Origin of the sequence: Pseudomonas entomophila (genome assembly GCF_013523165.1) — a bacterium.
Classification (GTDB): Bacteria; Pseudomonadota; Gammaproteobacteria; order Pseudomonadales; family Pseudomonadaceae; genus Aquipseudomonas; species Aquipseudomonas entomophila_A.
The window spans coordinates 20,300-43,429 of record NZ_JAAMQI010000004.1; the positions used below are offsets into that span (position 1 = coordinate 20,300).

Annotated in this window: 24 protein-coding genes and 1 other RNA gene; 15 read left to right on the forward strand and 10 right to left on the reverse strand. The window is 64.7% G+C overall.

The window, feature by feature from the left end:
• Nucleotides 1-8 precede the first annotated feature (8 nt).
• The 5 genes from G7Z99_RS04095 to G7Z99_RS04115 all read right to left on the reverse strand — a co-directional run bounded on the left by G7Z99_RS04095 (nucleotide 9) and on the right by G7Z99_RS04115 (nucleotide 5,592).
• Complete coding sequence (locus G7Z99_RS04095; RefSeq protein WP_181092314.1) at nucleotides 9-1,052, reverse strand: aromatic ring-hydroxylating dioxygenase subunit alpha; 1,044 nt, start codon at nucleotides 1,050-1,052, stop codon at nucleotides 9-11.
• A gap of 71 nt (nucleotides 1,053-1,123) precedes the next feature.
• The gene (locus G7Z99_RS04100; protein WP_181092315.1) at nucleotides 1,124-2,650 is read right to left on the reverse strand and encodes a 4-hydroxyphenylacetate 3-hydroxylase family protein; all 1,527 of its coding nucleotides are present in this window, start codon (nucleotides 2,648-2,650) and stop codon (nucleotides 1,124-1,126) included.
• A gap of 65 nt (nucleotides 2,651-2,715) precedes the next feature.
• Nucleotides 2,716-3,468, reverse strand: coding sequence for a sulfite exporter TauE/SafE family protein (locus tag G7Z99_RS04105; protein ID WP_181092316.1), 753 nt, complete (start codon nucleotides 3,466-3,468; stop codon nucleotides 2,716-2,718).
• An 87-nt stretch (nucleotides 3,469-3,555) separates the two neighbouring features.
• Nucleotides 3,556-4,653, reverse strand: coding sequence for a cell division protein ZapE (gene zapE / locus G7Z99_RS04110; protein WP_181092317.1), 1,098 nt, complete (start codon nucleotides 4,651-4,653; stop codon nucleotides 3,556-3,558).
• 87 nt (nucleotides 4,654-4,740) lie between these two features.
• Nucleotides 4,741-5,592 carry an isocitrate lyase/PEP mutase family protein gene (locus G7Z99_RS04115; protein ID WP_181092318.1) on the reverse strand — a complete coding sequence of 284 codons (852 nt, stop codon included), beginning with the start codon at nucleotides 5,590-5,592 and terminating at the stop codon, nucleotides 4,741-4,743.
• A gap of 103 nt (nucleotides 5,593-5,695) precedes the next feature.
• Between G7Z99_RS04115 and G7Z99_RS04120 the strand changes: the two genes are divergently transcribed.
• From G7Z99_RS04120 to G7Z99_RS04140, 5 genes are all read left to right on the forward strand, one after another.
• Nucleotides 5,696-6,592, forward strand: coding sequence for a LysR family transcriptional regulator (locus tag G7Z99_RS04120; protein ID WP_181092319.1), 897 nt, complete (start codon nucleotides 5,696-5,698; stop codon nucleotides 6,590-6,592).
• A gap of 40 nt (nucleotides 6,593-6,632) precedes the next feature.
• Complete coding sequence (gene ubiD, locus G7Z99_RS04125) at nucleotides 6,633-8,099, forward strand: 4-hydroxy-3-polyprenylbenzoate decarboxylase (RefSeq protein WP_181092320.1); 1,467 nt, start codon at nucleotides 6,633-6,635, stop codon at nucleotides 8,097-8,099.
• Nucleotides 8,100-9,068, forward strand: coding sequence for a CDP-6-deoxy-delta-3,4-glucoseen reductase (locus G7Z99_RS04130; RefSeq protein ID WP_181092321.1), 969 nt, complete (start codon nucleotides 8,100-8,102; stop codon nucleotides 9,066-9,068).
• A gap of 935 nt (nucleotides 9,069-10,003) precedes the next feature.
• Nucleotides 10,004-10,654, forward strand: coding sequence for a gamma-glutamylcyclotransferase (locus G7Z99_RS04135; RefSeq protein WP_181092322.1), 651 nt, complete (start codon nucleotides 10,004-10,006; stop codon nucleotides 10,652-10,654).
• 95 nt (nucleotides 10,655-10,749) lie between these two features.
• The gene (locus G7Z99_RS04140; protein ID WP_181092323.1) at nucleotides 10,750-11,157 is read left to right on the forward strand and encodes a flagellar basal body-associated protein FliL; all 408 of its coding nucleotides are present in this window, start codon (nucleotides 10,750-10,752) and stop codon (nucleotides 11,155-11,157) included.
• On the opposite strand, the gene G7Z99_RS04145 is transcribed toward G7Z99_RS04140, so the two are convergent.
• Entirely contained in the window at nucleotides 11,158-11,610 is a 453-nt protein-coding gene (locus tag G7Z99_RS04145) for an EVE domain-containing protein (protein WP_181092324.1), read from the reverse strand.
• A 171-nt stretch (nucleotides 11,611-11,781) separates the two neighbouring features.
• Between G7Z99_RS04145 and G7Z99_RS04150 the strand changes: the two genes are divergently transcribed.
• Nucleotides 11,782-11,931 (forward strand): hypothetical protein, encoded by a 150-nt coding sequence (locus G7Z99_RS04150; RefSeq protein ID WP_181092325.1) that lies wholly within the window; start codon nucleotides 11,782-11,784, stop codon nucleotides 11,929-11,931.
• A 19-nt stretch (nucleotides 11,932-11,950) separates the two neighbouring features.
• Here G7Z99_RS04150 and G7Z99_RS04155 read toward each other — a convergent pair whose 3' ends face one another.
• The 4 genes from G7Z99_RS04155 to G7Z99_RS04170 all read right to left on the reverse strand — a co-directional run bounded on the left by G7Z99_RS04155 (nucleotide 11,951) and on the right by G7Z99_RS04170 (nucleotide 13,367).
• A complete protein-coding gene (locus tag G7Z99_RS04155; protein WP_181092326.1) occupies nucleotides 11,951-12,559 on the reverse strand; it encodes a 5-formyltetrahydrofolate cyclo-ligase in 609 nt (202 codons plus the stop codon).
• Nucleotides 12,560-12,646: 87 nt separating this feature from the next.
• A non-coding RNA gene (gene ssrS / locus G7Z99_RS04160) (6S RNA) lies at nucleotides 12,647-12,825 on the reverse strand.
• 18 nt (nucleotides 12,826-12,843) lie between these two features.
• Entirely contained in the window at nucleotides 12,844-13,161 is a 318-nt protein-coding gene (locus G7Z99_RS04165) for a cell division protein ZapA (protein ID WP_181092327.1), read from the reverse strand.
• Nucleotides 13,158-13,367 (reverse strand): TIGR02449 family protein, encoded by a 210-nt coding sequence (locus G7Z99_RS04170; protein WP_181092328.1) that lies wholly within the window; start codon nucleotides 13,365-13,367, stop codon nucleotides 13,158-13,160. The genes G7Z99_RS04165 and G7Z99_RS04170 overlap by 4 nt, the downstream gene beginning before the upstream one ends.
• Before the next feature lie 152 nt (nucleotides 13,368-13,519).
• Between G7Z99_RS04170 and G7Z99_RS04175 the strand changes: the two genes are divergently transcribed.
• The 9 genes from G7Z99_RS04175 (at nucleotide 13,520) to gcvH (ending at nucleotide 23,018) form a co-directional block, all read left to right on the forward strand.
• The gene (locus tag G7Z99_RS04175; RefSeq protein WP_181092329.1) at nucleotides 13,520-14,083 is read left to right on the forward strand and encodes a YecA/YgfB family protein; all 564 of its coding nucleotides are present in this window, start codon (nucleotides 13,520-13,522) and stop codon (nucleotides 14,081-14,083) included.
• A gap of 22 nt (nucleotides 14,084-14,105) precedes the next feature.
• Nucleotides 14,106-15,440 carry a Xaa-Pro aminopeptidase gene (pepP, locus tag G7Z99_RS04180; RefSeq protein WP_181092330.1) on the forward strand — a complete coding sequence of 445 codons (1,335 nt, stop codon included), beginning with the start codon at nucleotides 14,106-14,108 and terminating at the stop codon, nucleotides 15,438-15,440.
• Entirely contained in the window at nucleotides 15,437-16,636 is a 1,200-nt protein-coding gene (gene ubiH / locus G7Z99_RS04185; protein ID WP_181092331.1) for a 2-octaprenyl-6-methoxyphenyl hydroxylase, read from the forward strand. The genes pepP and ubiH overlap by 4 nt, the downstream gene beginning before the upstream one ends.
• Nucleotides 16,633-17,115, forward strand: a complete 483-nt coding sequence (locus tag G7Z99_RS04190) for a DUF4442 domain-containing protein (RefSeq protein ID WP_181092332.1) — start codon at nucleotides 16,633-16,635, stop codon at nucleotides 17,113-17,115. The genes ubiH and G7Z99_RS04190 overlap by 4 nt, the downstream gene beginning before the upstream one ends.
• Before the next feature lie 3 nt (nucleotides 17,116-17,118).
• Nucleotides 17,119-18,342, forward strand: a complete 1,224-nt coding sequence (locus G7Z99_RS04195) for a 2-octaprenyl-3-methyl-6-methoxy-1,4-benzoquinol hydroxylase (protein ID WP_181092333.1) — start codon at nucleotides 17,119-17,121, stop codon at nucleotides 18,340-18,342.
• A 105-nt stretch (nucleotides 18,343-18,447) separates the two neighbouring features.
• A complete protein-coding gene (locus tag G7Z99_RS04200) occupies nucleotides 18,448-19,449 on the forward strand; it encodes an extracellular solute-binding protein (protein WP_181092334.1) in 1,002 nt (333 codons plus the stop codon).
• 314 nt (nucleotides 19,450-19,763) lie between these two features.
• Nucleotides 19,764-21,386, forward strand: a complete 1,623-nt coding sequence (locus tag G7Z99_RS04205) for an ABC transporter permease (RefSeq protein WP_181092335.1) — start codon at nucleotides 19,764-19,766, stop codon at nucleotides 21,384-21,386.
• A gap of 119 nt (nucleotides 21,387-21,505) precedes the next feature.
• Nucleotides 21,506-22,588 (forward strand): glycine cleavage system aminomethyltransferase GcvT, encoded by a 1,083-nt coding sequence (gcvT, locus tag G7Z99_RS04210; RefSeq protein ID WP_181092336.1) that lies wholly within the window; start codon nucleotides 21,506-21,508, stop codon nucleotides 22,586-22,588.
• A gap of 46 nt (nucleotides 22,589-22,634) precedes the next feature.
• The gene (gene gcvH, locus G7Z99_RS04215) at nucleotides 22,635-23,018 is read left to right on the forward strand and encodes a glycine cleavage system protein GcvH (protein WP_060395379.1); all 384 of its coding nucleotides are present in this window, start codon (nucleotides 22,635-22,637) and stop codon (nucleotides 23,016-23,018) included.
• Nucleotides 23,019-23,130: the final 112 nt, after the last annotated feature.

Below are 23,130 nucleotides of genomic sequence, written 5' to 3' on the forward strand. Positions count from 1 at the left end.
AGTCCTTGTCAAAGGGAAACCGTGGCGATGGTGTGGTGCTGCTTATGGCCGAGCGCTTGCTGGCCCAAGGCGTGGATCCAGCGGCGGTACTCGAGGCCCATGCGATCGCTCACCACGTGCATTTCCGCGCGTGGGTCCAGCGGCAGTCGGGCAGGCCGCTGCGATTCGACGATGCGCCGGTCCTGCTCGAACACGGTGTTCTGGCGGGCGAGGATCTGCTCAAGGGTCAACTCCGGGCCGAAGTTGATGGCCACGATCAGCCAGATGATGCACTCGGCTTCATCCACCGGCGTGGCATTGAAGAACGTGCAGAAACGCTCGGTTTCGCCGGTTTTCTTCATGAAGTACGCCGTGGTGGGGTTGAGCACCGAGTAGGTATAGCGAGCGTTGACCGGTATGCCGCGGTGATCGCCGAACGGCTGGAACACGGTGATCTCCGAAGAGTGCAGGCCACGCTCGTCCTCGTGCACGCTGTACTTTTTCAGCGGTTCCGGTGCGTCCGGCAGGCCGTTGAGGTGAGCGTGGACGAAAGGGAAATGCGAAGCGTCGATGAAGTTTTCCAGCGACCGCAAGGCGTTGGCCTTGTAGTGGTACGGGCCGGCGTAGACCTTCCGGTAACTGTCATCCTCCCATTGTGGCAGCTCGGGCAGGGGGCGCTGGGGTGCTTCCAGGCTGACCCACACGTAGCCATAGCGCTCTTGCGCGTAATGCCGGTACACCAGGCGGTGCGAGGCCGGCCCGCTGCGCTCCGGGTGGGCAGGCACCCGTGTGCACTGCCCTTGGGCGTTGTAGCGCCAGCCATGGTAAGGGCACTCGATTTCGCCCTGCTTGACGCAGCCCAGCGACAGACGCGCCCCCCGGTGGCCGCAGTAGTCTTTCCACGCATGGACCTGGCCCGCTTCGTCTCGCCACAGCACCAGGTCTTCGCCCAGCAGCTTGGCGGCCAGGGGCTGATGCGCCCCGACGTCCTCGCTGCGGCACAGCACATGCCATTGCCCCGCCAGCGCCTTGTAGTCGACTTCGTCACGATTCCATTCACCGGTGTAAAACATCGGGATCTCCTGTTTTCAGGCAAAGAAAGGCCGTCGATGCCCAGGGGCATCGTTTTTTCAACGCTCAGAGGTCAGCGGATTTCGGGGTATCGTGGCTCGAACCGCCAGCCAGGGGATGCCCAGCCGGTCTCGTCGTAGTCACCGAGGCACTGGTCGACCAGGGAGGTGCATTGGTCCATCACGCCGGCAGTCTCGCAGTGGCGCAGCATGTCCAGGCGAACCTGTTCGTTGTTGCCGGCGTAATTGTTCTCGTAGAGTTCATGACGACCGGCGAACTCACTGCCCAGCGCGTCCCAGAGCAGCTTGATCAGCTTCATGCGCTCGGAGGCCGTCTGGTTCGTGCCCTGGTAGTAGTCATCGATCAGCGGGCGGGTCTGGGGGTCGGCCATGTCCAGCCAGCTGGACACCTGCATGATCGGCGAGCCGCCAAGGATCGTGTTGAAGACTGGTTTGAGCTGGCTCATCATCTGGGTGCCGAAGTAGCGCACGGTGGCTGCGGCCTCAAGCCGTGGAACGACCGAGCCGTCCTGACGGACCTCGGGCGACTGGCACAGGTTCTCGGTCAGCGTCCAGAGCATGTTGCGCAAGGCCACGATGTCTGCCAGGCGCGTACGCACACCACGGAACTCCGACGAACCGTTGGAGGCCAGGACCTTGGCCAGCAGGCCGCAGATGAAGTCCATCTTGACGGCCAGGCGAGTCCCGGACTGCAACGGATAGCGGTTCAGGAACCCCGAGGCGGCATAGAAGCTGCGCGCTCGCTCGACGTCTCGGTAGATCAGGACGTTTTCCCACGGCACCAGCACGCCATCGAAGATCAGGACTGAGTCGTTCTCGTCGAAGCGGCTGGACAACGGGTTGTCGAACGGGCTCAGGGCAGCGGCTTCATAGGAGCGGCGACACATGATCTTCAGGTTGGGCGCGTTCATCGGCAGGATGAAGCACAAGGCGAAGTCTTCTTCGGCGCCTGCCCGGTACTGCGTGGCGCTGTTCTGCGCCACGAAGGTGGCATTGGACAAGGCAGCGCTGGTGGCCACCATCTTCACACCGCGCACGATGATGCCAGCGTCCGTCTCTTTTTCCACGTGCAGGTAGATGTCGCGCATTTCCGCCACGCTGCGAGCCCGCCCAATGGGTGGGTTGACCAGCACGTGGTTGAGGAACATCACTTGGCGAGCGCTTTTCCGGTACCACGCCAGGGCGTTGTCGTGAAACGGCGCATACAGGTGCGGATCGGAGCGTAGGGTGGCGGTAAAGCCGGCCTTGTAGTCCGGTGTACGGCCCATGAACCCATAGGACAGGCGCGACCAGTGGGCAATGGCGTCACGGGCCTTGAGCAGGTCAGCGGACGAACGCGACGGCATGAAGTAGCGGTGCGTTCGATAGCCGTCCGGATCGACGTCGGTCATCAGCGTTTGCGTGGCCGGGTCATGCAAGGCGTCGTACAGGCGCGACAGCGAGTAGGCGCTGTTGCGGAAGGCCGGGTGCTCGCAGACGTTCCTCACCCGCTCACCATAGATATGCACCTCGCGTCCATCGTCGAGGCTGTCCAGGAACTGGGCCCCTGTCATCATTTCGTTATGCGCACCAGCGTCCATCAGAACTTCCTTGTTGTTGTGGGGAAAGCGGTGGTCCGATGCGGCCTCACGAGGAGGCCGGCAGGTCAAACGTAATAACGTGCGATCAGGGCGATGCCGGAGACGAGCACCACGATGTTGATCACCTTGAGGAATTGTTCTCGCGACATGTTCAGCGTGATGCGGCGTCCGACGGTGACGCCGATCAACATGCCGGGGGCGAGAAAGAGCGCCAGCCACAGCAGGCTGATGTCGAGGTACACCCCGGCCAGCGCGAACAGCACCACGCGGGTCAGCGTACTCAGCCCGATGAGCGTGGTCTGGGTGATGCGCATGGCCTCCTTGGAGGGGATTCGGCCGCTGAGGTAGATCGCGTAGATGAAGCCACCGCTGCCGAACAAGGCGCTGAAGACACCCCCGACCGAGCCGAACGGGTAGGCCGCCGCTGCGCTGAAGTGGCGCTGAGGCTTGAGCCCGCTCAGCGAATACAGCGCGTAACCGATGACGAAGACGCCCAGGGCCGGAAGCAGGTACTCGGGACGCGTGGCCAGGAGAATGGCCGCCCCGATCAGGCTGCCGAGGATCATCATCGGGACCAGGCGGCGCAGTTCGCTCCAGTCGGCCTTGCGGCCATCGCGGCTCACGTTGACCATCGCGGCGAACAGGTCCATCAGCGCCAGGAGCGGAACGATCTTGGCCACCGGCAGAAACAGCGCCAGCACAGGGCTGGCCACCAGGGCAGTCCCGAACCCGGCGATGCCGAAGATCACGTAGGCACACAGCAGGGTGGCAAACATCAGGGCGTAGGGAGCCCATCCAATGGTCAGCCCATCGATCATCACACGAATCCCTTCTTGTTATGTGGGTAACTCGTTTTGGATCCTAAATCAGCCTCTGGTCAGGCGCAACACCGATTGGATCCATCTTTAGTCGCACACCGTTGCCGGCCTGCTCGCAGCCTCCGGCAAGACGGAATGTGTATCGCGCAATTGGCTCACGCGGCTGCGTGTACGTGCCAGATCACCGGCCTCGCAGGCATCCATCATCTGATCGAAAGACCACTCACTGATCAGAAACAGCGTGGCGCGTCTGTCGTACAGCACGTCGATGACGTTCAGGAAGCGTTGCTGACCGGCGGCACTGGCCACCGACAACCTGGGCACGGCATCGAGCACCCAGCGCGCGTACCGATCGGCCAGGGCCAGGTAGTCGATGGTCGCCGAATCTGCTTCGCACAGGTCCGCGAACCGGAAGTACACCGTGTCTTTGTCCAGCTCCAGGCCCTTGAGCACACGGTGATTGACGGTCAATGACGTCGACGTCGGCAGCTCGGCCGGCAAACCGAGGTGTTGCCTTTGTCGTGCGGTTCCGGGAGACACGAAGGCGCCCTGGTTGAAGGCATCTGCCGAGGCGTCGCTGGAGGCACGATAATCCAGGTCGCCTGCCACGGACTGGACGTCCATGTGCTGTTCGATCAGGTGGATGGTCGGCAGGAAACGCTCGTGGTACAGCGGGTTCGGTAGCAAGCCCTGGGGCGGATAGTTGGAGGTCACGACCATCACGCAACGGCGGTTGAGCAACGCCTTGAACAGGCGACTGACCAGCATGGCATCGCCGATGTCATGCAGGTGGAACTCGTCGAAGCACAGCAGGCGACAATCGCCGAGCAGGCTGTCCAGCGCCGTTTCGATGGCGTTCGGGGTGGCCGCGTGCTCGAACATTCGCTGGTGAAACTCGCGAAAGAACGCATGGAAATGAATGCGGCGCTTTTGCGGCAAAGGCACGGCCGCAAAGAACGTGTCCAGCACGAAGCTCTTGCCGCGGCCGACCGGGCCCCATAGGTAAAGGCCACGTGGCATCCGATGCCCAAGCCGCATCAGCAGCGTAGGGTTGAGCAGCTTCTGGGTCAGCACGCCCAGGCGCTGGGCGGCGGCCACCTGGTAGGTATCGAGGGTATAGCCCTTGGCGTGGGCGGCCTGTTCGATGGCGTCGACCACCTCGTTTCCCACGTTAGCGTGTGTCATCTCAAACCCTACCAAGGAGCGATGCCGGATAGTAGCCATAGTCACTGCACTGCGATAGACATTGGATCCGAACGTGACGGTGCCGTTTCAACCTTTTTCCAGGGCCAGGTAGCGCTGAGTGCGCACGATCGCCTCGCGCTCCGCGAAGCTGGTGAGCTGGTCGGCCATCGCGGCGCTGTCGCCGCTGCGCATGATCTGCGCCAAGGTATGCTGCATGGCATGAATCGCCGCGCGCTGCAGGTCCGACGGGATGATCACCAGCTGATAACCCAGCGCTGCCAACGTCTCGACCGGTACCATCGGGGTCTTGCCGCCATGGAACATGTTCATCAGTTTCGGACCAGGCAGACGGTGGGCGATCGCTTCGATCTGCGCCAGGGTCTCTGGAGCCTCCACGAAAATCATGTCGGCCCCTGCTTCGATGTAAGCTTCCGCTCGGTCCAGTGCAGCGTCGAAACCTTCGACGGCAATCGCATCGGTGCGGGCGATCAGGACGAAGTCCGGGTCCTGCAGGGCGTGACGTGCAATCCGGATCTTGGTGCACATCTCGGACGCGGCGATCAGGGTCTTGTCGTCGAGGTGCCCGCAGCGCTTGGGAAAGACTTGATCCTCCAGGTGCAAGGCGGCCACGCCGATACGTTCGAACGCCCGCACGGTTCGCTCGACATTGGGCCCACCCCCGAAACCGGTATCGGCGTCCGCGATCACGGGCAACGCGGTGGCGTCGACGATCTTCTCGATGCGCTCGAGCACTTCGCTGAAGCTCAACAAGCCGATGTCCGGCAACGCCGTGGAGCGCGCGATGGCACCGCCGCTGGCATAGACGGCCTGGAATCCGGCCAGCTCGACCAGGCGCGAGGACAGGCCATCGTAGGCACCTGGGGCGATCAGGCTGGTGCCGCTGGCGAGGTGTGTGCGCAGTTGTGCGGTAACGGTCATGGCGTCCTCTGCCTCGGGTCATGGGAAGGAGCGAAAAGCTTGGCGGCCCTTGTCGAGGATGTCTAATATTTAAAAAATCCCCAACCAGGATGTTAAACGTTCCATGGAGCTACGCCATCTGCGTTACTTCGTCGCCACGGCCCAGGCCCAGAGCTTCACCAAGGCCGCGCAGGCGCTGCACATCGCCCAGCCGCCGCTAGGGCAGCAGATACGTGCCCTCGAGCAGGAGGTCGGTACGCCCTTGTTCTTGCGCCAGGGGCGCGGCGTGGTACTGAGCGATGCCGGGGCCGTCTTCCTCACGTCGGCGCTGGATATTCTGGCGCGCGTCGAGCAGGCGAAAAAAGAGGCGGTGAGGGCCGCCAATGGCGAGCTGGGTACGCTGGTCCTGGGGTTCACCGAGTCGGCCTCGTTCAACGAGGCCGTCACTCGACTGATCAGCCGCTATCAGCAGACCTATCCCGATGTCGGCCTCACGCTGCTCGAGGATGACAGCGAAGCGCTGATCAGGCGGCTGAGCCAGGGGGAGCTGGATGCCGCGATCGTGCGCCCCCCGTTCGCCACCACGGGCGAGCTGGCCTTTCAGGTCCTCAGCGAGGAGCCGCTCATGGTCGTGTTGCCCAGCAGCCATGCCCTCGCTCGGCGCGAGCGCGTATGCCTGGAAGCGCTTCGTCATGAACGCTTCGTGCTCTATGCCCGCCAGTCAGGGTATGGATTGAGCGCCGACATCGTGGCCGCATGCCGTGCCCAGGGGTTCAACCCCCTGATCCACCAGCAGGCCCCGCAGGTGTCCTCGGCGGTCAACCTGGTGTCCGCCGGTCTGGGCGTGGCGATCGTCCCGGCGTCCATGCAGCGCATGCAGCGGCCCGGGCTGGCCTTCCGCACCCTGGCACTGGAGCACCCACGGGCCGTGCTCGGGCTGGCCACCCGGGCACATCAGCCGCGTACCGTGGTGCAGCGCCTGGTCGCGTGTGCCGAGGGGTTGCGCACAGACAAGGGATAGCAGGTAAGCTAGGCGCCTCTTTTGTAGTGTGACCTGGGCGATGGAATTCAAGGATCTGCGGGACTTCGTGCGACAGCTAGAGCAGCGCGGCGAGCTGAAGCGCATTGCGGTGCCGGTATCGCCGGTACTGGAAATGACCGAAATCTGCGACCGGACCTTGCGCAAGCAGGGCCCGGCGCTGCTGTTCGAGAACCCTGTCGGTTTCGACATGCCGGTGCTCGGCAACCTGTTCGGCACGCCTGGGCGCGTAGCCCTGGGCATGGGCGCCGACTCGGTGAGCGAGCTGCGGGAAATCGGCAAGCTGCTGGCCTTCCTCAAGGAGCCCGAGCCGCCCAAGGGCCTCAAGGACGCCTGGTCCAAGTTGCCGATCTTCAAGAAGATCATTTCCATGGCGCCCAAGGTGCTCAAGGACGCGCCGTGCCAGGAGATCGTGGTCGAAGGCGACGACGTCGACCTGAGCACGCTGCCCGTCCAGCACTGCTGGCCAGGCGATGTCGCGCCGCTGATCACCTGGGGCCTGACCGTGACCCGCGGCCCCAACAAGGAGCGGCAGAACCTGGGTATCTATCGGCAGCAGGTAATTGCCCGCAACAAGGTCATCATGCGCTGGTTGAGTCACCGGGGCGGTGCGCTGGACTACCGCGAGTGGTGCGAAAAGCATCCCGGCGAGCCCTTCCCGGTGGCCGTGGCCCTGGGCGCCGACCCGGCGACCATTCTGGGTGCGGTAACGCCGGTGCCCGACAGCCTGTCGGAGTACGCCTTCGCAGGCCTGCTGCGTGGCCATCGCACCGAGCTGGTGAAGTGCCGCGGCAACACCCTGCAGGTGCCGGCCAGTGCGGAAATCGTGCTCGAAGGGGTGATCCATCCTGGCGAAATGGCCGACGAGGGGCCGTACGGCGACCACACCGGCTACTACAACGAAGTGGACCGCTTCCCGGTGTTCACGGTCGAGCGCATCACCCACCGCATTCGCCCGATCTACCACAGCACCTATACCGGCCGGCCGCCTGACGAGCCGGCGATTCTCGGTGTGGCCCTGAACGAAGTGTTCGTGCCGATCCTGCAGAAGCAGTTCCCGGAAATCGTCGATTTCTACCTGCCGCCCGAAGGTTGCTCGTACCGCATGGCGGTGGTGACCATCAAGAAGCAGTACCCTGGCCATGCCAAGCGGGTCATGCTGGGGGTCTGGTCGTTCCTGCGTCAGTTCATGTACACCAAGTTCGTCATCGTGACCGACGACGACATCAACGCCCGCGACTGGAACGACGTGATCTGGGCCGTCACCACCCGCATGGATCCCAAGCGTGATACCGTGCTGATCGACAACACGCCCATCGATTACCTCGACTTCGCGTCGCCGGTATCGGGCCTGGGGTCGAAGATGGGCCTGGACGCGACCCACAAGTGGCCAGGCGAAACCACGCGCGAGTGGGGCAGGGTCATCGTCAAGGATGACGCCGTCACTCGCCGTATCGACGAGCTGTGGGATCAGTTGGGAATCGATTGAATGCAGGTAACCTTGCAGCCGTCCGGCGCAGTGCTGGCGGTGGAACCGGGAGAACGGATTCTGGAGGCCGCGCGGCGCCTGGGCTATGACTGCCCGCAGAGCTGCCGCAATGGTAATTGTCACGTCTGCGCGGCCTTGTTGGTCGAAGGCCGCGTCCGACAGGAGGGCGAGGTGCGTGATCATGGCGAGCTATACACCTGCATCGCCGAGCCCCTGGAGGACTGCATACTGCTGTGGGACGGCGTGCTGGCGCTGGGCGAGCTGCCGGTACGCACGCTGGCCTGTACCTTGAGCGAGTGTCGCGACATCGGCGGCGACGTCTGGCGTGTTCGCCTGCTCGCCCCGGCCGGCAAGCCACCGCGCTACCACGCGGGCCAGTACCTGATGATCGAGCGCGAGGGCGCGAGCAAGGCTGCCTTCTCGCTGGCCTCGGCACCGCACTGCGGGCGTGAGCTGGAGCTTCACGTGCTGGCGCGCGAAGACAGCACGCGCCAACTGATCGCCCAGTTGCAGCGCGACCGGATGGCACGCATCGAGATGCCTTTCGGCGACACTCACCTGGCCGAACTGCCTGACGGGCCGCTGGTGCTGATCGCCGCCGGTACCGGCATGGCCCAGATGCACAGCCTGATCGAGCACTGCCGCGCCAGGGGGTTCGAACACCCCGTGCACCTGTACTGGGGCGTACGCCGCCCGGACGATTTCTATACCCTCGAGCACTGGGCCGAATGGGAAAGCCTGCCCAACCTGCACCTGCACAAAGTCGTCAGTGACCTGTGTGGCTGGGAAGGGCGCTGCGGCATGTTGCATGAAGCCGTATGCGAAGACATCGCCGACCTCAACCAGGTCCACGTCTACGCCAGCGGCTCGCCCAACATGGTCTACGCCACCCTCGATGCACTGGTCGAAGCCGGGATGGATGCGCACCGCATGCGGGCGGACGTGTTTGCATACGCACCGCGGGGTTGAACGCAGCCGTCAGTGTTCAGCCGGGCCATAGACCTTGTCCGGCGCCCACGGTGGGGCCTGCTGAACGTTGAGCAGGCGGCAGGGCGTACCGGCAGAGGGCGCCGTGCCTTCCGCCGAGGGCGGTGTTCGATATGTAGGCCTGTACAAGGTGCGCCTTCGAAGCGTCTGGCGTGTTGGCGGTATTGCCGTCTATTCAGATGAAGAGATCCGGGAGACCCGTCGAGAGGGTGGCTGTGTCTCGAATCACCAAGGATGGCGCAATGCCGATACCTGCGTTACTGCAACCTACGCGCGTAGAAGGGTACAGCGGCGCGTCCTTCCATTGGCAGACGAACGGTTTTTCACCACGCCAGGCGGTTGTGACTTGCAGTGCTCTGTCGAAGGAACGTGCGAAAGAGTTTTGAGGATGTACAGACAGTAGAGTAAGGAGAGCACTAGCCTCAAGGAGGCGCTGAGGCTGATCAGCGTCAACTACACCAGAATCGGCTCGAAAGTGTTGCCGTATAGAATGATGATAGGCAGCACCGGTCGTCATGGAAGATTCTTCGTTGCGCACGCTCAGCGCCTGGCGGGGGGCGATGAGCAGCATTCCCGCAGGGATGTGCACGAAAAATGGGGAGCCAACTAACGTACTGCTATTGGGCGCCTACTTAAAATTTCGTGGGAAGTTCCTCTAGAGGCAATGGCATGAGCGTCTTGAAGTTAACCCGATGGAAGTGCCGAAGTCTCTAGCCTTTAGAAAATAAACATTGGACTAGCCTACGTGCACCCATAGCCTCTGATATTTTGGCGCTATCGATATAAGCAATTAGCTTATCCAGTCGGACACCTTTTCTACCTGCCGTCGGATTTTTTGGTTATAACTTGGAACCACGACGACCCCTTCAGGTAGATTACGACCCTTCCACGGTCCCGGAGAAAGGACGAGCGCCCCGATGTCATCGACTCACGCCTCCAACTGGCAACCGACGTATCCCCCCTCGCTCGATTTCGGTCTGCAACATACCCCTGAACAGCTCGCGGCCTCGATGAAGAGCACCATGGCCTTGCACCGTGGCGGCCCGGTCTGGCTCTTTGCCTATGGCTCGCTCATCTGGCGACCGGAGTGCAAGTCCCTCGAACGCCAGCGCGCACGGGTGCACGGCTATCACCGTGGGCTGTACCTCTGGTCCCATGCGCACCGGGGTACGCCCGAGCAACCGGGTCTGGTCTTCGGCCTGGACCGCGGCGGCTCGTGCAGTGGCGTCGCCTACCGGTTGGACGAGGCCGATCTGGAGGCCGCCTTGCTGGCTCTGTGGCAGCGCGAGATGCCTTACCCGGCCTATCGCCCGCACTGGCTGAACTGCCGGCTGGCGGATGGCACGCGTATCCAGGCGCTGGGGTTCGTGCTGGAGCGGCACTTGCCCTGCTACGCTGGAAACCTGCCCGACACATTGCTGAGCCAGATCCTGGCCACCGCCAAAGGCCACTACGGCACGACCCGCGAGTACGTGGAGCAGACGCTCGATGCCTTGCGCGTGCACCAGATGCCCGACCGCGGTCTCGAAGCGCGTTTTCGCCGCTGCCACGGCTTGCTGCAGGCCTGACCGGCCGTCGACCTCCTGCTTTGCCGGTTGCCGCCGATAACAGGGCAGGTCAGCGTGTCTCGGGTATGCTGACGTCATTTGCATGAGGAGCGAACGTGAACGCGCGGATCTTGTTGGTACTGGCCCTGTTGCTGCCAGGTATGGCCTTGGCGGCCGAGGAAGAGAAAGAAGGCGCACCCAAGGTCGCCTACATCACCCTGACGCCACCGCTGGTGGGCAACTATGCACTCGACGGTGGCCCGCGCCTGCGTGTCTACAAGGCCGACGTGGCCCTGCGCGTGACCGGGGATGCGGCTGCGGCGGCGGTCAAGCACCACGAGCCATTGATTCGCAACCAGCTGGTCGGCCTGTTCGCTCAGCAGGGCGTGGATGACATGAGTTCGGTCGACGCGAAGGAAAAGCTTCGCCAGGAAGCGCTCAAGCAGGTCCAGCAAGTGCTGGAGACCGAAGAGGGCAAGCCGATCGTCGAGGACGTGCTGTTCAACAACCTGATCGTGCAGTGATCAGGTCGCGAGCGCCAGGATCGCCTGCCACTGTTCGGCGGTGACGGGCATCACCGACAGACGGCTGCCTTTCTGCACCAGCGGCAATGCCGCCAACGCGGCCTGCTGTTTCAGCAACCCCAAGGGCAGCACGTGCGCGAAGGTGCGCACATGGCAGACGTCCACGGCGCTCCAGGGGTTCTTTTCCGCGCTGGCCTTGGGGTCGAAGTAAGGGCTGTCAGGCAGCAGGGCGGCCGGGTCGGGGTACGCCAGCGTGGTCACCTTGGCAATGCCAGCGATACCTGGCTGCGGGCAGCTGGCATGGTAGAAGAAGCACTCATCGCCCACGGCCATCGCGCGCAGGAAGTTGCGTGCCTGGTAGTTGCGCACGCCATCCCAGCGCGCGTCGTCCAGGCGGGCCAAAGCCTGGATGGAAAGCTCATCGGGCTCCGATTTCATCAACCAGTAAGTCATTGCGCGGTCCTGACATTATTTGAAATAAATCGTTGCACCTAACCGACAGTCGGTTGGCGCCAGCATTTGATTGTCGACTCGGGTTGGCGGAGAATGCGCCGGTTTTCAGGGCTACGCACCTGCGGCCATTGTGGTCGTGGGGCGAATCAGTTTGCCCGAGGGGGGCAATCGATGAACCGACGCAAGACGGATCCGCTGTGGATCCTGGTGCTGATCTTTGGTCTGGGTGTGGTCACCACGGGCTATGCGCAAAGCTTTCTGGAGCGCAAGGTAGACGCCTCCTATCAGGCATCCGTCGTTCAAGATCAGTCCGTGCGTTGAGTCGCTCCCCACGCGCCGGTCATGCCGGCGCCAGGTACCATTCGCGGTCCGAGACCGTGCCCTCCAGTGGTACATCCCAGCTGGCCTGAGCCAGCCGCTCGACCTTCTGGCACTCATGGGCCAGCCCCAGCAGCCTGGGCTTCTTCCACGTCGTGCGACGTTGCTGATAGGCCAGGCTGCGATCGTAGAAACCACCCCCCATCCCCAGGCGTCCGCCGTGTTCATCGAAGCCCACCAACGGCAGCAGGATCAGGTCGAGTGCCCAGATCGGGCGCTGGCGCCTGCGGTTGACCACGGGCTCTGGAATGCGAAACCGGTTGCGGCGCAACGGCTCGCCCCGTTCGAAGCGCTGGAACACCATGCGCGTACGCGGCCAGGCATGCAGCACCGGCAGGTAGACCTGCTTGCCACGGCGATGGGCCTCGCGCAAAAGCGGGCGCGGGTCGATCTCGCCATCATTGGGCAGGTACAGGGCGATGTGTCGAGCGCGTCTGAACAGCGGGTGCTGGGCCAGCTGGCGGTACAGCCCGGTCGAGGCCTGGCGCTGTTCGGCGGGTGTCAGCGCGCGGCGTGCAGTGCGTAGCAGGCGGCGAAGCTGGGGGCGGGTGAGCGGCGCGGTGTCGGTCATGGCACGGGCGTCTCGGGAGGGCAGTGCTGGCGCAGCCTGCGCCAGATGACAAGATGCCCGCCACTGAGGGCGGGCATCGGCGTATTCAGGCTCCCCGGTAAAACCGCTGTCGGTGTAGCCCTTGAACCCGAAAGTTCAAGGTGGAGGTTGCCGGACGCTTTAAGGCTTTCCGTCGAGCGGACATGCACACCAGCACCACGTGCAACCCCCGTGGTTGTGCGTATCGGCTCAGGGACATAACCGACTGGCGCATCCACCAGGGAGTGTGGCCAGTATACGCAGATTCAAACGTTTTTTGCATCCGGGTCGTCGGTCAGCGCCTGATCGACCCGCTCCAGCAGGTCACGGACCTGCTCACGCGAAGTGCCCGTGGCGGCGATGTCCGGACGGTCCTGCTTGTGCAGCAGGTCGTGGGTAATGTTCAGCGCAGCCATCACCGCGATGCGGTCGGCACCGATCACCTTGCCGCTGCTGCGGATCTCGCGCATCTTGGCGTCCAGGTAGCGGGCGGCGCTGACCAGGTTGTTGCGCTCCTCGGGAGGACAGATGATGGAATAGTCCTTGTCGAGGATCTGCACGGTGACGTTGTTGCTTGAACTCATGAGTCTTGCTCCAGGGCCCTGAGACGCACGATCATCGATTCGACCTTGCGCCGGGCGGTCTCGTTCTTTTCGATGAGATGGGCGCGCTCTTCGCGCCAGGATCGTTCCTGCGCTACTAGGAGTGCATTACGCCGTTTTAGTTGCTCCACACGCTCGATCAGCAGCTCGAATCGGCTCATCAGCGCTTGCAGCTCGTTCTCTTGCATGGATGGCACTCGCTTCGCTCCGTCGTCACGTCCCCGGCGATGATGCCCCGGATCGCGCGCTCCCGGCCAGTGCCGATAGTGTGCTGCGCGTGCCGGTGCTAGGATACGAGACCTTCATTCTAGTCATTGCGCCGCCTGGCGCCTAGTTGCCCATGCCCAATACCCAATCGCCGTACACCGCCTTCGCCGCCCTGCTCAGCAGCAATGGGCATCCCGTTTCCCCCGCCGAACTGCACGGCCTGCTGCTCGGTCGCAGTTGCGCCGGGGCCGGCTTCGACGCCGAGGCTTGGCTGGCCGATGCCGCCGCCCTACTCGAGGTCGAGCCTCAGGACACCGTGCGCAACGCGCTGGTCGGCCTGCAGGAAATGGTCAAGGCCGAACTGACCGGCGACGACATCGCCATCGTGCTCCTGCTACCGGGCGATGACGCGCCGCTGAGCGAGCGCGCCATGGCCCTGGGCCAGTGGTGCCAAGGGTTCGCAGCCGGCTTCGGGCTCAACGCCGGGGGCAAGGAGCTCAGCGAAGAGGCCCGCGAGGTTCTTCAGGACCTGGTGGCCATTTCCCAGGTCCAGGATGCGCTGGAAGAGTCCGAGGACGGCGAGAGCGACTACATGGAAGTCATGGAGTACCTGCGTGTGGCGCCGCTGCTGCTGTTCTCGGAATTCGCCAAGCCCGCCGAGGCTGCCGAGCCTGCCGCCAAGCCGTCGTTGCACTGAAACCCGAGGGGGCGTTCCAGCCATGAGCCGAATTCCGAAGGCCGAGTATGTCCGTCGTCGCAAGGCGCTGATGGCGCAGATGGTCCCTAACAGCATCGCCATCCTGCCGGCGGCGGCCGTCGCCATCCGCAACCGCGACGTCGAGCACGTCTACCGGCAGGACAGCGACTTCCAGTACCTCAGCGGCTTTCCCGAGCCCGAGGCGGTGATCGCACTGATTCCGGGCCGGGAACACGGCGAATACGTGCTGTTCTGCCGCGAACGCAACCCCGAGCGTGAGCAATGGGACGGCCTGCGTGCCGGCCAGGAAGGCGCCGTGCGTGATCACGGCGCGGATGACGCGTTTCCGATCGCCGACATCGACGAAATCCTGCCAGGCTTGATCGAAGGCCGCGAACGCGTCTACAGCGCGATGGGCAGCAACCCCGAGTTCGACCGGCGGCTGATGGACTGGATCAACGTGATCCGCTCCAAGGCCCGGCTGGGCGCCCAGCCGCCGAACGAGTTCGTCGCCCTGGATCACCTGCTGCACGACATGCGGCTGTACAAGTCGGCAGCCGAAGTGAAGGTGATGCGCGAGGCGGCCGCCGTGTCGGCCCGTGCACACGTCCGCGCCATGCAGGCCTGCCGCGCCGGGTTGCATGAATACAGCCTCGAAGCCGAACTGGACTACGAATTTCGCAAGGGCGGGGCGAAGATGCCGGCCTACGGATCGATCGTCGCGGCCGGGCGCAACGCCTGCATTCTGCATTACCAGCAGAACGACGCCGTGCTCAAGGACGGTGACCTGGTGCTGATCGATGCCGGGTGCGAACTCGACTCCTACGCCAGTGACATCACCCGCACCTTCCCGGTCAGCGGGCGCTTTTCCCCAGAGCAGAAGGCGATCTACGAGCTGGTGCTCGAGGCACAGGCCGCCGCCTTCCAACAGGTCGCGCCCGGCCGGCACTGGAACGAGGCACACGAAGCCACCGTGCGCGTGATCACCGAAGGGCTGGTGCGCCTCGGCATCCTCAAGGGCGAGGTGCAGACGCTGATCGATAACGAGGCGCATCGCGCCTTCTACATGCACCGCGCCGGCCATTGGCTGGGCATGGACGTGCACGATGTGGGCGACTACAAGATCGGCGGCCAGTGGCGGGTACTCGAGCCCGGCATGGCGCTCACGGTCGAGCCGGGGATCTACATCGCCCCGGACAACCAGGCCGTGGCCAAGAAGTGGCGCGGTATCGGCATCCGCATCGAGGATGACGTAGTGGTGACCAAGCAAGGCTGCGAGATCCTGACCACGAGTGTGCCCAAGACGGTGGCCGAGATCGAGGCCCTGATGGGCGCCGCGCGGGGAGTGGCCGCATGAGCCGGTTCAGCCTGGCGATCATCGGTGGGGGGCTGGTCGGGGCCAGCCTGGCCGTGGCCTTGCAGGCCGGCGCCAAGGCCCGAGGCTGGTCGATCGTCTTGATCGAGCCCTTTGCCCCGGGCGACAGCTACCAGCCCAGCTATGACGCGCGCTCCTCGGCCCTGTCGTTCGGCACCCGGCAGATCTACGAGCGGCTCGGCCTGTGGCAGACCATCAGCCACCGCGCCGAGCCGATCCGGCAGATCCAGGTCTCCGACCGTGGCCGCTTCGGCGCTACCCGGCTCGACGCGCTCGAAGAGGGCGTCCCGGCCCTGGGCTACGTGGTCGAGAACGCTTGGCTCGGGCAGTCGTTGTGGAAGGCCCTGGACCCCGAGGTGGTCAGCTGGCGCTGTCCGGCCGAGGTCACCCGGATGAGCGCGATCGAGGGCGGCTATCGCCTGCAACTGAACGACGACACGCACCTCGACTGCGACCTGACCGTGCTGGCCGACGGTGGCCGCTCGACCCTGCGCGAGCAGCTGGGCATCCATGTGCACCAGCGGCCTTACGACCAGAGCGCCTTGATCGCCAACATCACCCCAGGCGAAGCCCATGGCGGGCAGGCCTTCGAGCGCTTCACCGAGCAAGGTCCGATGGCCTTGCTGCCCCTGCCCGACAACCGCTGCGCCCTGATCTGGACCCGTGCCGGCAATGACACGGCGCGCCTGCTGGCGGTCGACGATCGCGCGTTCCTGGACGAGCTGCAGGGCGTCTTCGGCTACCGCCTGGGCAAGCTGCAACAGGTCGGTGCGCGCCATGTCTATCCGCTGGCCCTGATCGAGTCGGATGAGCAGGTCCGCCCGCACCTGGTCGTGCTGGGCAACGCAGCGCACAGCCTGCACCCGATCGCCGGACAAGGGTTCAACCTGTCTTTGCGCGATGTGCAGTCGCTGGCCGATGCACTGCTGGCCGGGCCTGCGGTCCCTGGGGATCTGTCGACCTTGCAGGGCTACCGCCAGCGCCAGACCCAGGACCAGGCGTTGACCATCGGCTTCTCGGACCAGGTCACGCGCCTGTTCGGGACCGATCGACCACTGCTCGCCACCGGTCGCAACCTGGGGCTGCTGGCGCTCGACCTGCTGCCACCGGCCAAGCGCTGGTTCGCGCGTCAGGCGATGGGGCTGGGCACGCGTCCCGACCCGCGAGGCGGTCGATGACCGAACCGCGCCAGCGGGTCTGGCGTGCGCGCCTGATGCGCTGGTTGATCAACCTCTACCCACCGTACTTGGGCGCAGGCATCCATGTGCAGTCCCTCGGGGCCGACCTGCGCAGCGCCAAGGTGCGGATGAAGCTGACGTTCTGGAACCGCAACTATGTCGGCACCCAGTTCGGTGGCAGCCTCTATTCGATGGTCGATCCGTTCTACATGCTGCTGCTGATCGAACAGCTCGGGCGTGACTACATCGTCTGGGACAAGGCGGCCAGCATCGACTTCATCGCCCCGGGCAAGGGGCCGGTCTTCGCCGAATTCCACGTCGACGACGCCCTGCTCGACGATATCCGCCAGCAGACCGCAGGCGGCAAGAAATACCTGCCGCGGTTGCAGGTCGACATTCGTGACGCATCGGGCGAGCTGGTCGCCCGCGTCGACAAAACCCTCTACGTGCGGCTCAAGCCGCGAGCAAGGCAGGCATAAGGCATGGAAACGCGCGCGGATCTGGTAATCGTCGGGGCGGGCATGGTCGGCAGTGCGCTGGCCCTGGCCTTGCATCGCAGTGGGCTCGAGGTGCTGTTGATCGACGGCGGGCCCTTGTCGGTCACGGCGTATGACGCGTCGGGGCCCTTCGAGCCGCGCGTCAGTGCGTTGTCGGTGGCCAGCCAGCGCATCCTCCAGCGCCTGGGCGCCTGGGAGGGCATCGAGCGTCGACGCAGCTGCCCTTACACCGACATGCAGGTGTGGGACGGCAGCGGCACCGGGCAGATTCATTTCTCCGCCGCCAGCGTGCATGCCGAGGTGCTCGGCCATATCGTCGAGAACCGCGTGGTGCAGGATGCCTTGCTCGAGCGCCTGCTGGACAGTGACGTCGGCCTGTTACCGGGCGCGCGCCTGGAGCAGTTGCGTCACTCGGGTGACGACTGGCTGCTGACGCTGGCGGGCGGACGCCAGGTGCGCACGCCGCTGGTGGTGGCCGCTGACGGCGCACGCTCGGCCGTAAGGCTGCTGGCCGGGTGCGAGACGCGCGAGTGGGATTACCTGCACGACGCCATCGTGACCAGCGTCCGGTGCAGTCAGCCGCACCAGGCCACGGCCTGGCAACGCTTCACCGACGACGGCCCGTTGGCATTTCTGCCCCTGTCGCGCGAGGCGAGCGAGGGCTGGTGCTCGATCGTCTGGTCGACCACGCCCGAGCAGGCCCGAGCGGCCATGGCCCTGGACGATGCCGGTTTCTGCCACGCCTTGGAGCAGGCCTTCGAGGGGCGCCTGGGCCAGGTGCTGCAGACCGAGGCCCGGCTCTGCGTGCCGCTGCGTCAACGTCACGCCAAGCGTTACGTGGACAACGGCCTGGTCCTGATTGGGGATGCCGCGCACACCATCCACCCGCTGGCAGGCCAGGGCGTCAACCTGGGGCTGCTGGATGCGGCCGTGCTGGCCGAGGAACTGCAGCGCGCGCAGGCCCGCGGCGAGCGCCTGGCGGACGAGCGTGTGCTCAGCCGTTACGAGCGTCGACGCATGCCGCACAACCTGGCGCTGATGGCCGCAATGGAAGGGTTCGAGCGGTTGTTCCAGGCAGACCCGCTGCCGTTGCGCTGGTTGCGCAACACCGGGCTGAAGTGGGTGGATCAGCGCCCCGAAGCCAAGGCCCTGTTCGTGCGCCAGGCTTTGGGCCTGAGCGGGGACCTGCCTGAACTGGCACGCCCCTAGCGGCGGTATCGCAACATCCCGTAACGGCTTGCCGAGACAGGACGCTTTGTGTGGCAAATGGGATTGACTACGATTTGCGCCTCTGTGAATCGATGAGGAATCGCCATGCTGTCGCGCAAGTCCCTCCTGGCCGCTCTGGCCGTGACGCTCTGGGGCGGCCATGTCCAGGCCGCCGATGAAATCGTGGTGTATTCCTCGCGCATCGACGAGCTGATCAAGCCGGTGTTCGACGCCTATACCGCCGAGACCGGCGTGCCGATCACCTTCATCACCGACAAGGAAGCGCCCTTGATGCAGCGCATCAAGGCCGAGGGCCAGAACGGCGTGGCCGACCTGTTGCTGACCGTCGATGCCGGCAACCTCTGGCAAGCCGAACGGATGGGCATCCTGCAACCCATCGAATCGCCGGTGATCGAGCAGAACATTCCTGCCCAGTACCGGGCGGCCTCCCATGCCTGGACGGGCCTGAGCCTTCGGGCGCGGACCATCGCCTATTCCACCGAGCGTGTCGATCCGGCGTCATTGAGCACGTACGAAGCCTTGGCCGACAAGGCCTGGGAAGGGCGGTTGTGCCTACGGACCGCCAAGAAAGTCTACAACCAGTCGCTGACCGCCACGCTGATCGAGAACCATGGCGAGCAGCAGGCCGAGCAGATCGTCAAAGGCTGGGTGAACAACCTGTCCACCGACGTGTTCTCCGACGACACCGCCGTCCTGCAGGCCATCGCGGCCGGGCAATGCGACGTGGGCGTGGTCAACACCTATTACTACGGGCGCCTGCACAAGCAGCAGCCGGACCTGCCGATCAAGCTGTTCTGGCCCAACCAGAACGACCGTGGCGTGCACGTGAACCTGTCGGGCATCGGCCTGACCCGGCATGCACCGCACCCGGAGGCAGCCACCCGGCTGGTCGAGTGGATGACGGGTGCCCAGGCGCAGAAGCTGTTCGCCGACATCAACCAGGAGTTCCCGGCCAACCCCAAGGTCGAGCCATCGGCCGAAGTGGCCGCCTGGGGGGCGTTCAAGGCCGACGACATCCCGGTCGAGGTGGCCGGCAAGCGCCAGGCCGAGGCGATCAGGCTGATGGACCGGGCGGGCTGGCGCTGAGTCATGCCCGTCTGCCGCGACGCGCGTGCTGCTACGAGTGTGGGAGCAACTGCCTGTTTTCTACTCGGTACATGCCCGATCCTATGGGCTGATGTGTGGGCCTACCTGCGATGCAGGCGGCGCCTGACCGGACGCTATCGCGGGCAAGCCAGCTCCCACCCAGACCTCTGCAGCCGTCGGTGTAGCCATGGCTGCGCAAGCAGCTTGTGGGAGCGGGCTTGCCCGCGATTGCCGCAATGAGGGGCGTATGCCCACCGCTGCCAGGACAGCACCCGCTCTGCGCCACGCTGCCTTTCCATCACTGAGGTTCACCCTTGCCATCTTCACCTCATCGCCGCTGGTACCTGCCCGTCGCGCTCACCGCCAGCCTGGTGCTGCTGCCGCTGAGCGTTCTGCTGTTGTCCTGGCAGACCCTCGACCTGGACATCTGGTCGCACCTGCTCGAAACGCAGATGGCCCGCCTGCTGGGCAATACGCTGGTCTTGGTGCTGGGCGTCGGTACCGGTGTCACGCTGCTGGGCGTGAGCCTCGCCTGGCTCACCAGCCTGTGTGAGTTCCCCGGACGGCGCTGGCTGGACTGGGCGTTGATGCTGCCGTTCGCCATCCCGGCCTACGTGCTGGCCTTCGTCTTCGTCGGCCTGCTGGACTTCGCCGGCCCCATACAGAGTGCGCTGCGCGAGGTATTCGGGCCCCTGCGCCTGCCACGGGTACGCTCGACGGGCGGCGTCATCACCGTACTGGTGCTGGTGTTCTACCCCTATGTGTACCTGCTGGCGCGCAGCGCCTTCCTGGCACAGGGCAAGGGGCTGATGGAAGCGGCGAGGGTGCTGGGGCTGTCGCCCTGGCAGGCGTTCTGGCGCGTGGCGCTGCCCATGGCGCGGCCGGCGATCGCCGCCGGGATCGCCTTGGCGCTGATGGAAACGCTGGCCGATTTCGGCGCCGTGGCCGTGTTCAATTTCGACACCTTCACCACGGCCATCTACAAGACCTGGTATGGCTTTTTCAGCCTCTCCAGTGCGACGCAGCTGGCCAGCCTGCTGCTATTGCTGGTCGCCTTGCTGCTCTATGGCGAGCGGCGAGCACGGGGGCCGGTGCATGCCGCTCAGGAGCGCCCTCGGGGTCAGGCCCTGTACCGCCTGCGGGGCCTCAAGGCCTTCATGGCCAGCGCCTGGTGCCTGCTGGTGTTCGCCTGCGCGTTCGTCATCCCGATGCTGCAACTGCTGGCCTGGTTGTACGCCCGAGGCCGGCACGACCTCGACGAGCGCTACCTGGGCCTGGTCCTGCATACCCTCTACCTGGGCGCCCTGGCAGCGTTGATCACCGTGTCCGTGGCAGTGCTGCTGGCCTTCGCCAGGCGCCAGGCACCGACACGTGGCATCCGGGCGGGCGTCGGCCTGGCCACTTTGGGCTATGCCTTGCCGGGGTCGGTCCTGGCCGTGGCGATCATGCTGGCTTTCAGCTACCTGGACAATCAGCTGATGATTCCGCTCTCTCGCTGGCTGGGTGGCGCTGCCCAGCCGGTCCTGCTGGGCAGCCTCTCGGCCCTGTTGCTGGCTTACCTGATCCGCTTCATTGCTGTGGCCCATGCGCCGCTCGAGAGCAGCCTGGCACGCATCCGGCCCTCATTGCCCCAGGCCGCCCGCAGCCTGGGCGTCGCGGGCCCCCGTCTGTTTTTCAAGGTTTATCTTCCGTTGCTGCTGCCCGGTGCGTTCAGCGCGGCCTTGCTGGTCTTCGTCGACGTGCTCAAGGAAATGCCGGCTACCCTGCTGATGCGACCGTTCGGCTGGGACACCCTGGCGGTGCGGGTCTTCGAGATGACCAGCGAAGGGGAGTGGGCACGTGCTTCATTACCGGCCCTGACGTTGGTCCTGGTCGGTCTGCTGCCGGTCATCGGCCTGATACGCCGATCGGCTCGAGGGCATGGCACGGCTCGCTGAGGGTGTCAGCCTGCGACCATGCCGCTACAATGCGCGGCATTTGTGACGGCAGGTCTTACAACGAATGATGACAAGGTTCTGTCATCCACTGCCTTCACCCTGCTTGGAAGGAGAAACCCATGGGACAGCGCACGCTCCTGCATGACTGGCATCTGGCGCTTGGCGCCAAGATGGTCGATTTCAGCGGGTGGGATATGCCGCTTCATTATGGTTCGCAGGTCGAAGAGCATCACCAGGTCCGCGACGATTGCGGCGTGTTCGACGTTTCCCACATGACCATCCTCGACGTGAGCGGCTCCCAGGCCACGGACTGGCTGCGCTACCTGCTGGCCAACGATGTCGCGCGCCTGGACCGCATCGGCAAGGCACTCTACAGCCCCATGCTCGATGAGCGCGGCGGGGTGGTCGATGACCTGATCGTCTACCGCACCGACGGAGGTTACCGCCTGGTGACCAACGCCGCGACCCGTGACAAGGTCGTGGCCTGGCTGCAACGTCACAGCGCGGGCTTCGACGTGAGCGTCGAGGCGCGCCCTGAGCTGGCGATCCTGGCGGTGCAAGGGCCACAGGCACGGGCCAAGGTCGTCAGCCTGGTCAGCGCGGCACGGGCCAGGCTGATTCACGCGCTGCAACCGTTCGAAGGGCAGGCCGATGGCGACTGGTTCATCTCGCGCACCGGTTATACCGGCGAGGACGGGCTGGAAATCATCCTGCCCGGCGAACAGGCCCCCCAGCTGTTCAACGACATGATCGGCGCCGGCATCGCGCCCAGCGGGCTGGGTGCGCGTGACACGCTTCGCCTGGAAGCCGGCATGAACCTGTATGGTCAGGACATCGACCAGGCCCACACCCCCCTGACGTCCAACCTGGGCTGGAGCATTGCCTGGGAGCCGAGCGACCGTGACTTCGTCGGCCGCGCCGGGTTGCTGGCCGAGATCGAGCACGGCGTGCAGGACAAGCTGGTCGGTCTGGTGCTCGAAGAACGCGGTGTATTGCGCGCGCATCAAGTGGTCCGCGTCGCTGGGGTTGGCGAAGGAGAGATCACCAGTGGTAGTTTCTCGCCTACGCTGAACAAGTCGATCGCCCTGGCCCGGTTGCCGATGGCCAGCCGCGACCGCGCCGAAGTCGAGATCCGCGGCAAGTGGTACCCGGTGCGCGTGGTCAAGCCGACGTTCGTGCGCCATGGCAAGATCCTGATCTGAACCTATTCCGGCGGACCGCCGCTGATTCAAACGAGGAAGTAGAGACATGAGCAATATTCCCGCCGAACTGCGTTTCGCCGAAAGCCATGAATGGGCACGTCTGGAAAGCGACGGCACCGTCACCGTCGGCATCAGCGACCACGCCCAGGAAGCTTTGGGTGACGTGGTGTTCGTCGAGCTGGCCGAAGTCGGCAAGACGTTTGCCGCAGGCGATCAGGCAGGCGTGGTCGAATCGGTGAAGGCCGCATCGGACATCTACGCGCCGGTCGGCGGCGAGGTCATCGCGGTCAACGATGCCTTGGCCGACGCGCCCGAGCAGCTCAACGAGGAACCGTACGGCGCCTGGATCTTCAAGCTCAAGCCCAACGATACCGCCGAGCTGGACAAGCTGCTGGATGCGGCGGGTTACAAGAGCGCGATTGGCGAATAAGTGAAGCCTGGCAGGCGTTTAGGCGTCGTGAGCAGCAACCTGCCTCGACCTTGAGCCGCTCAGGCTCGAACCATTACCTGCTTGCGCCTGACCTGTACGGTTCTGCCCATCA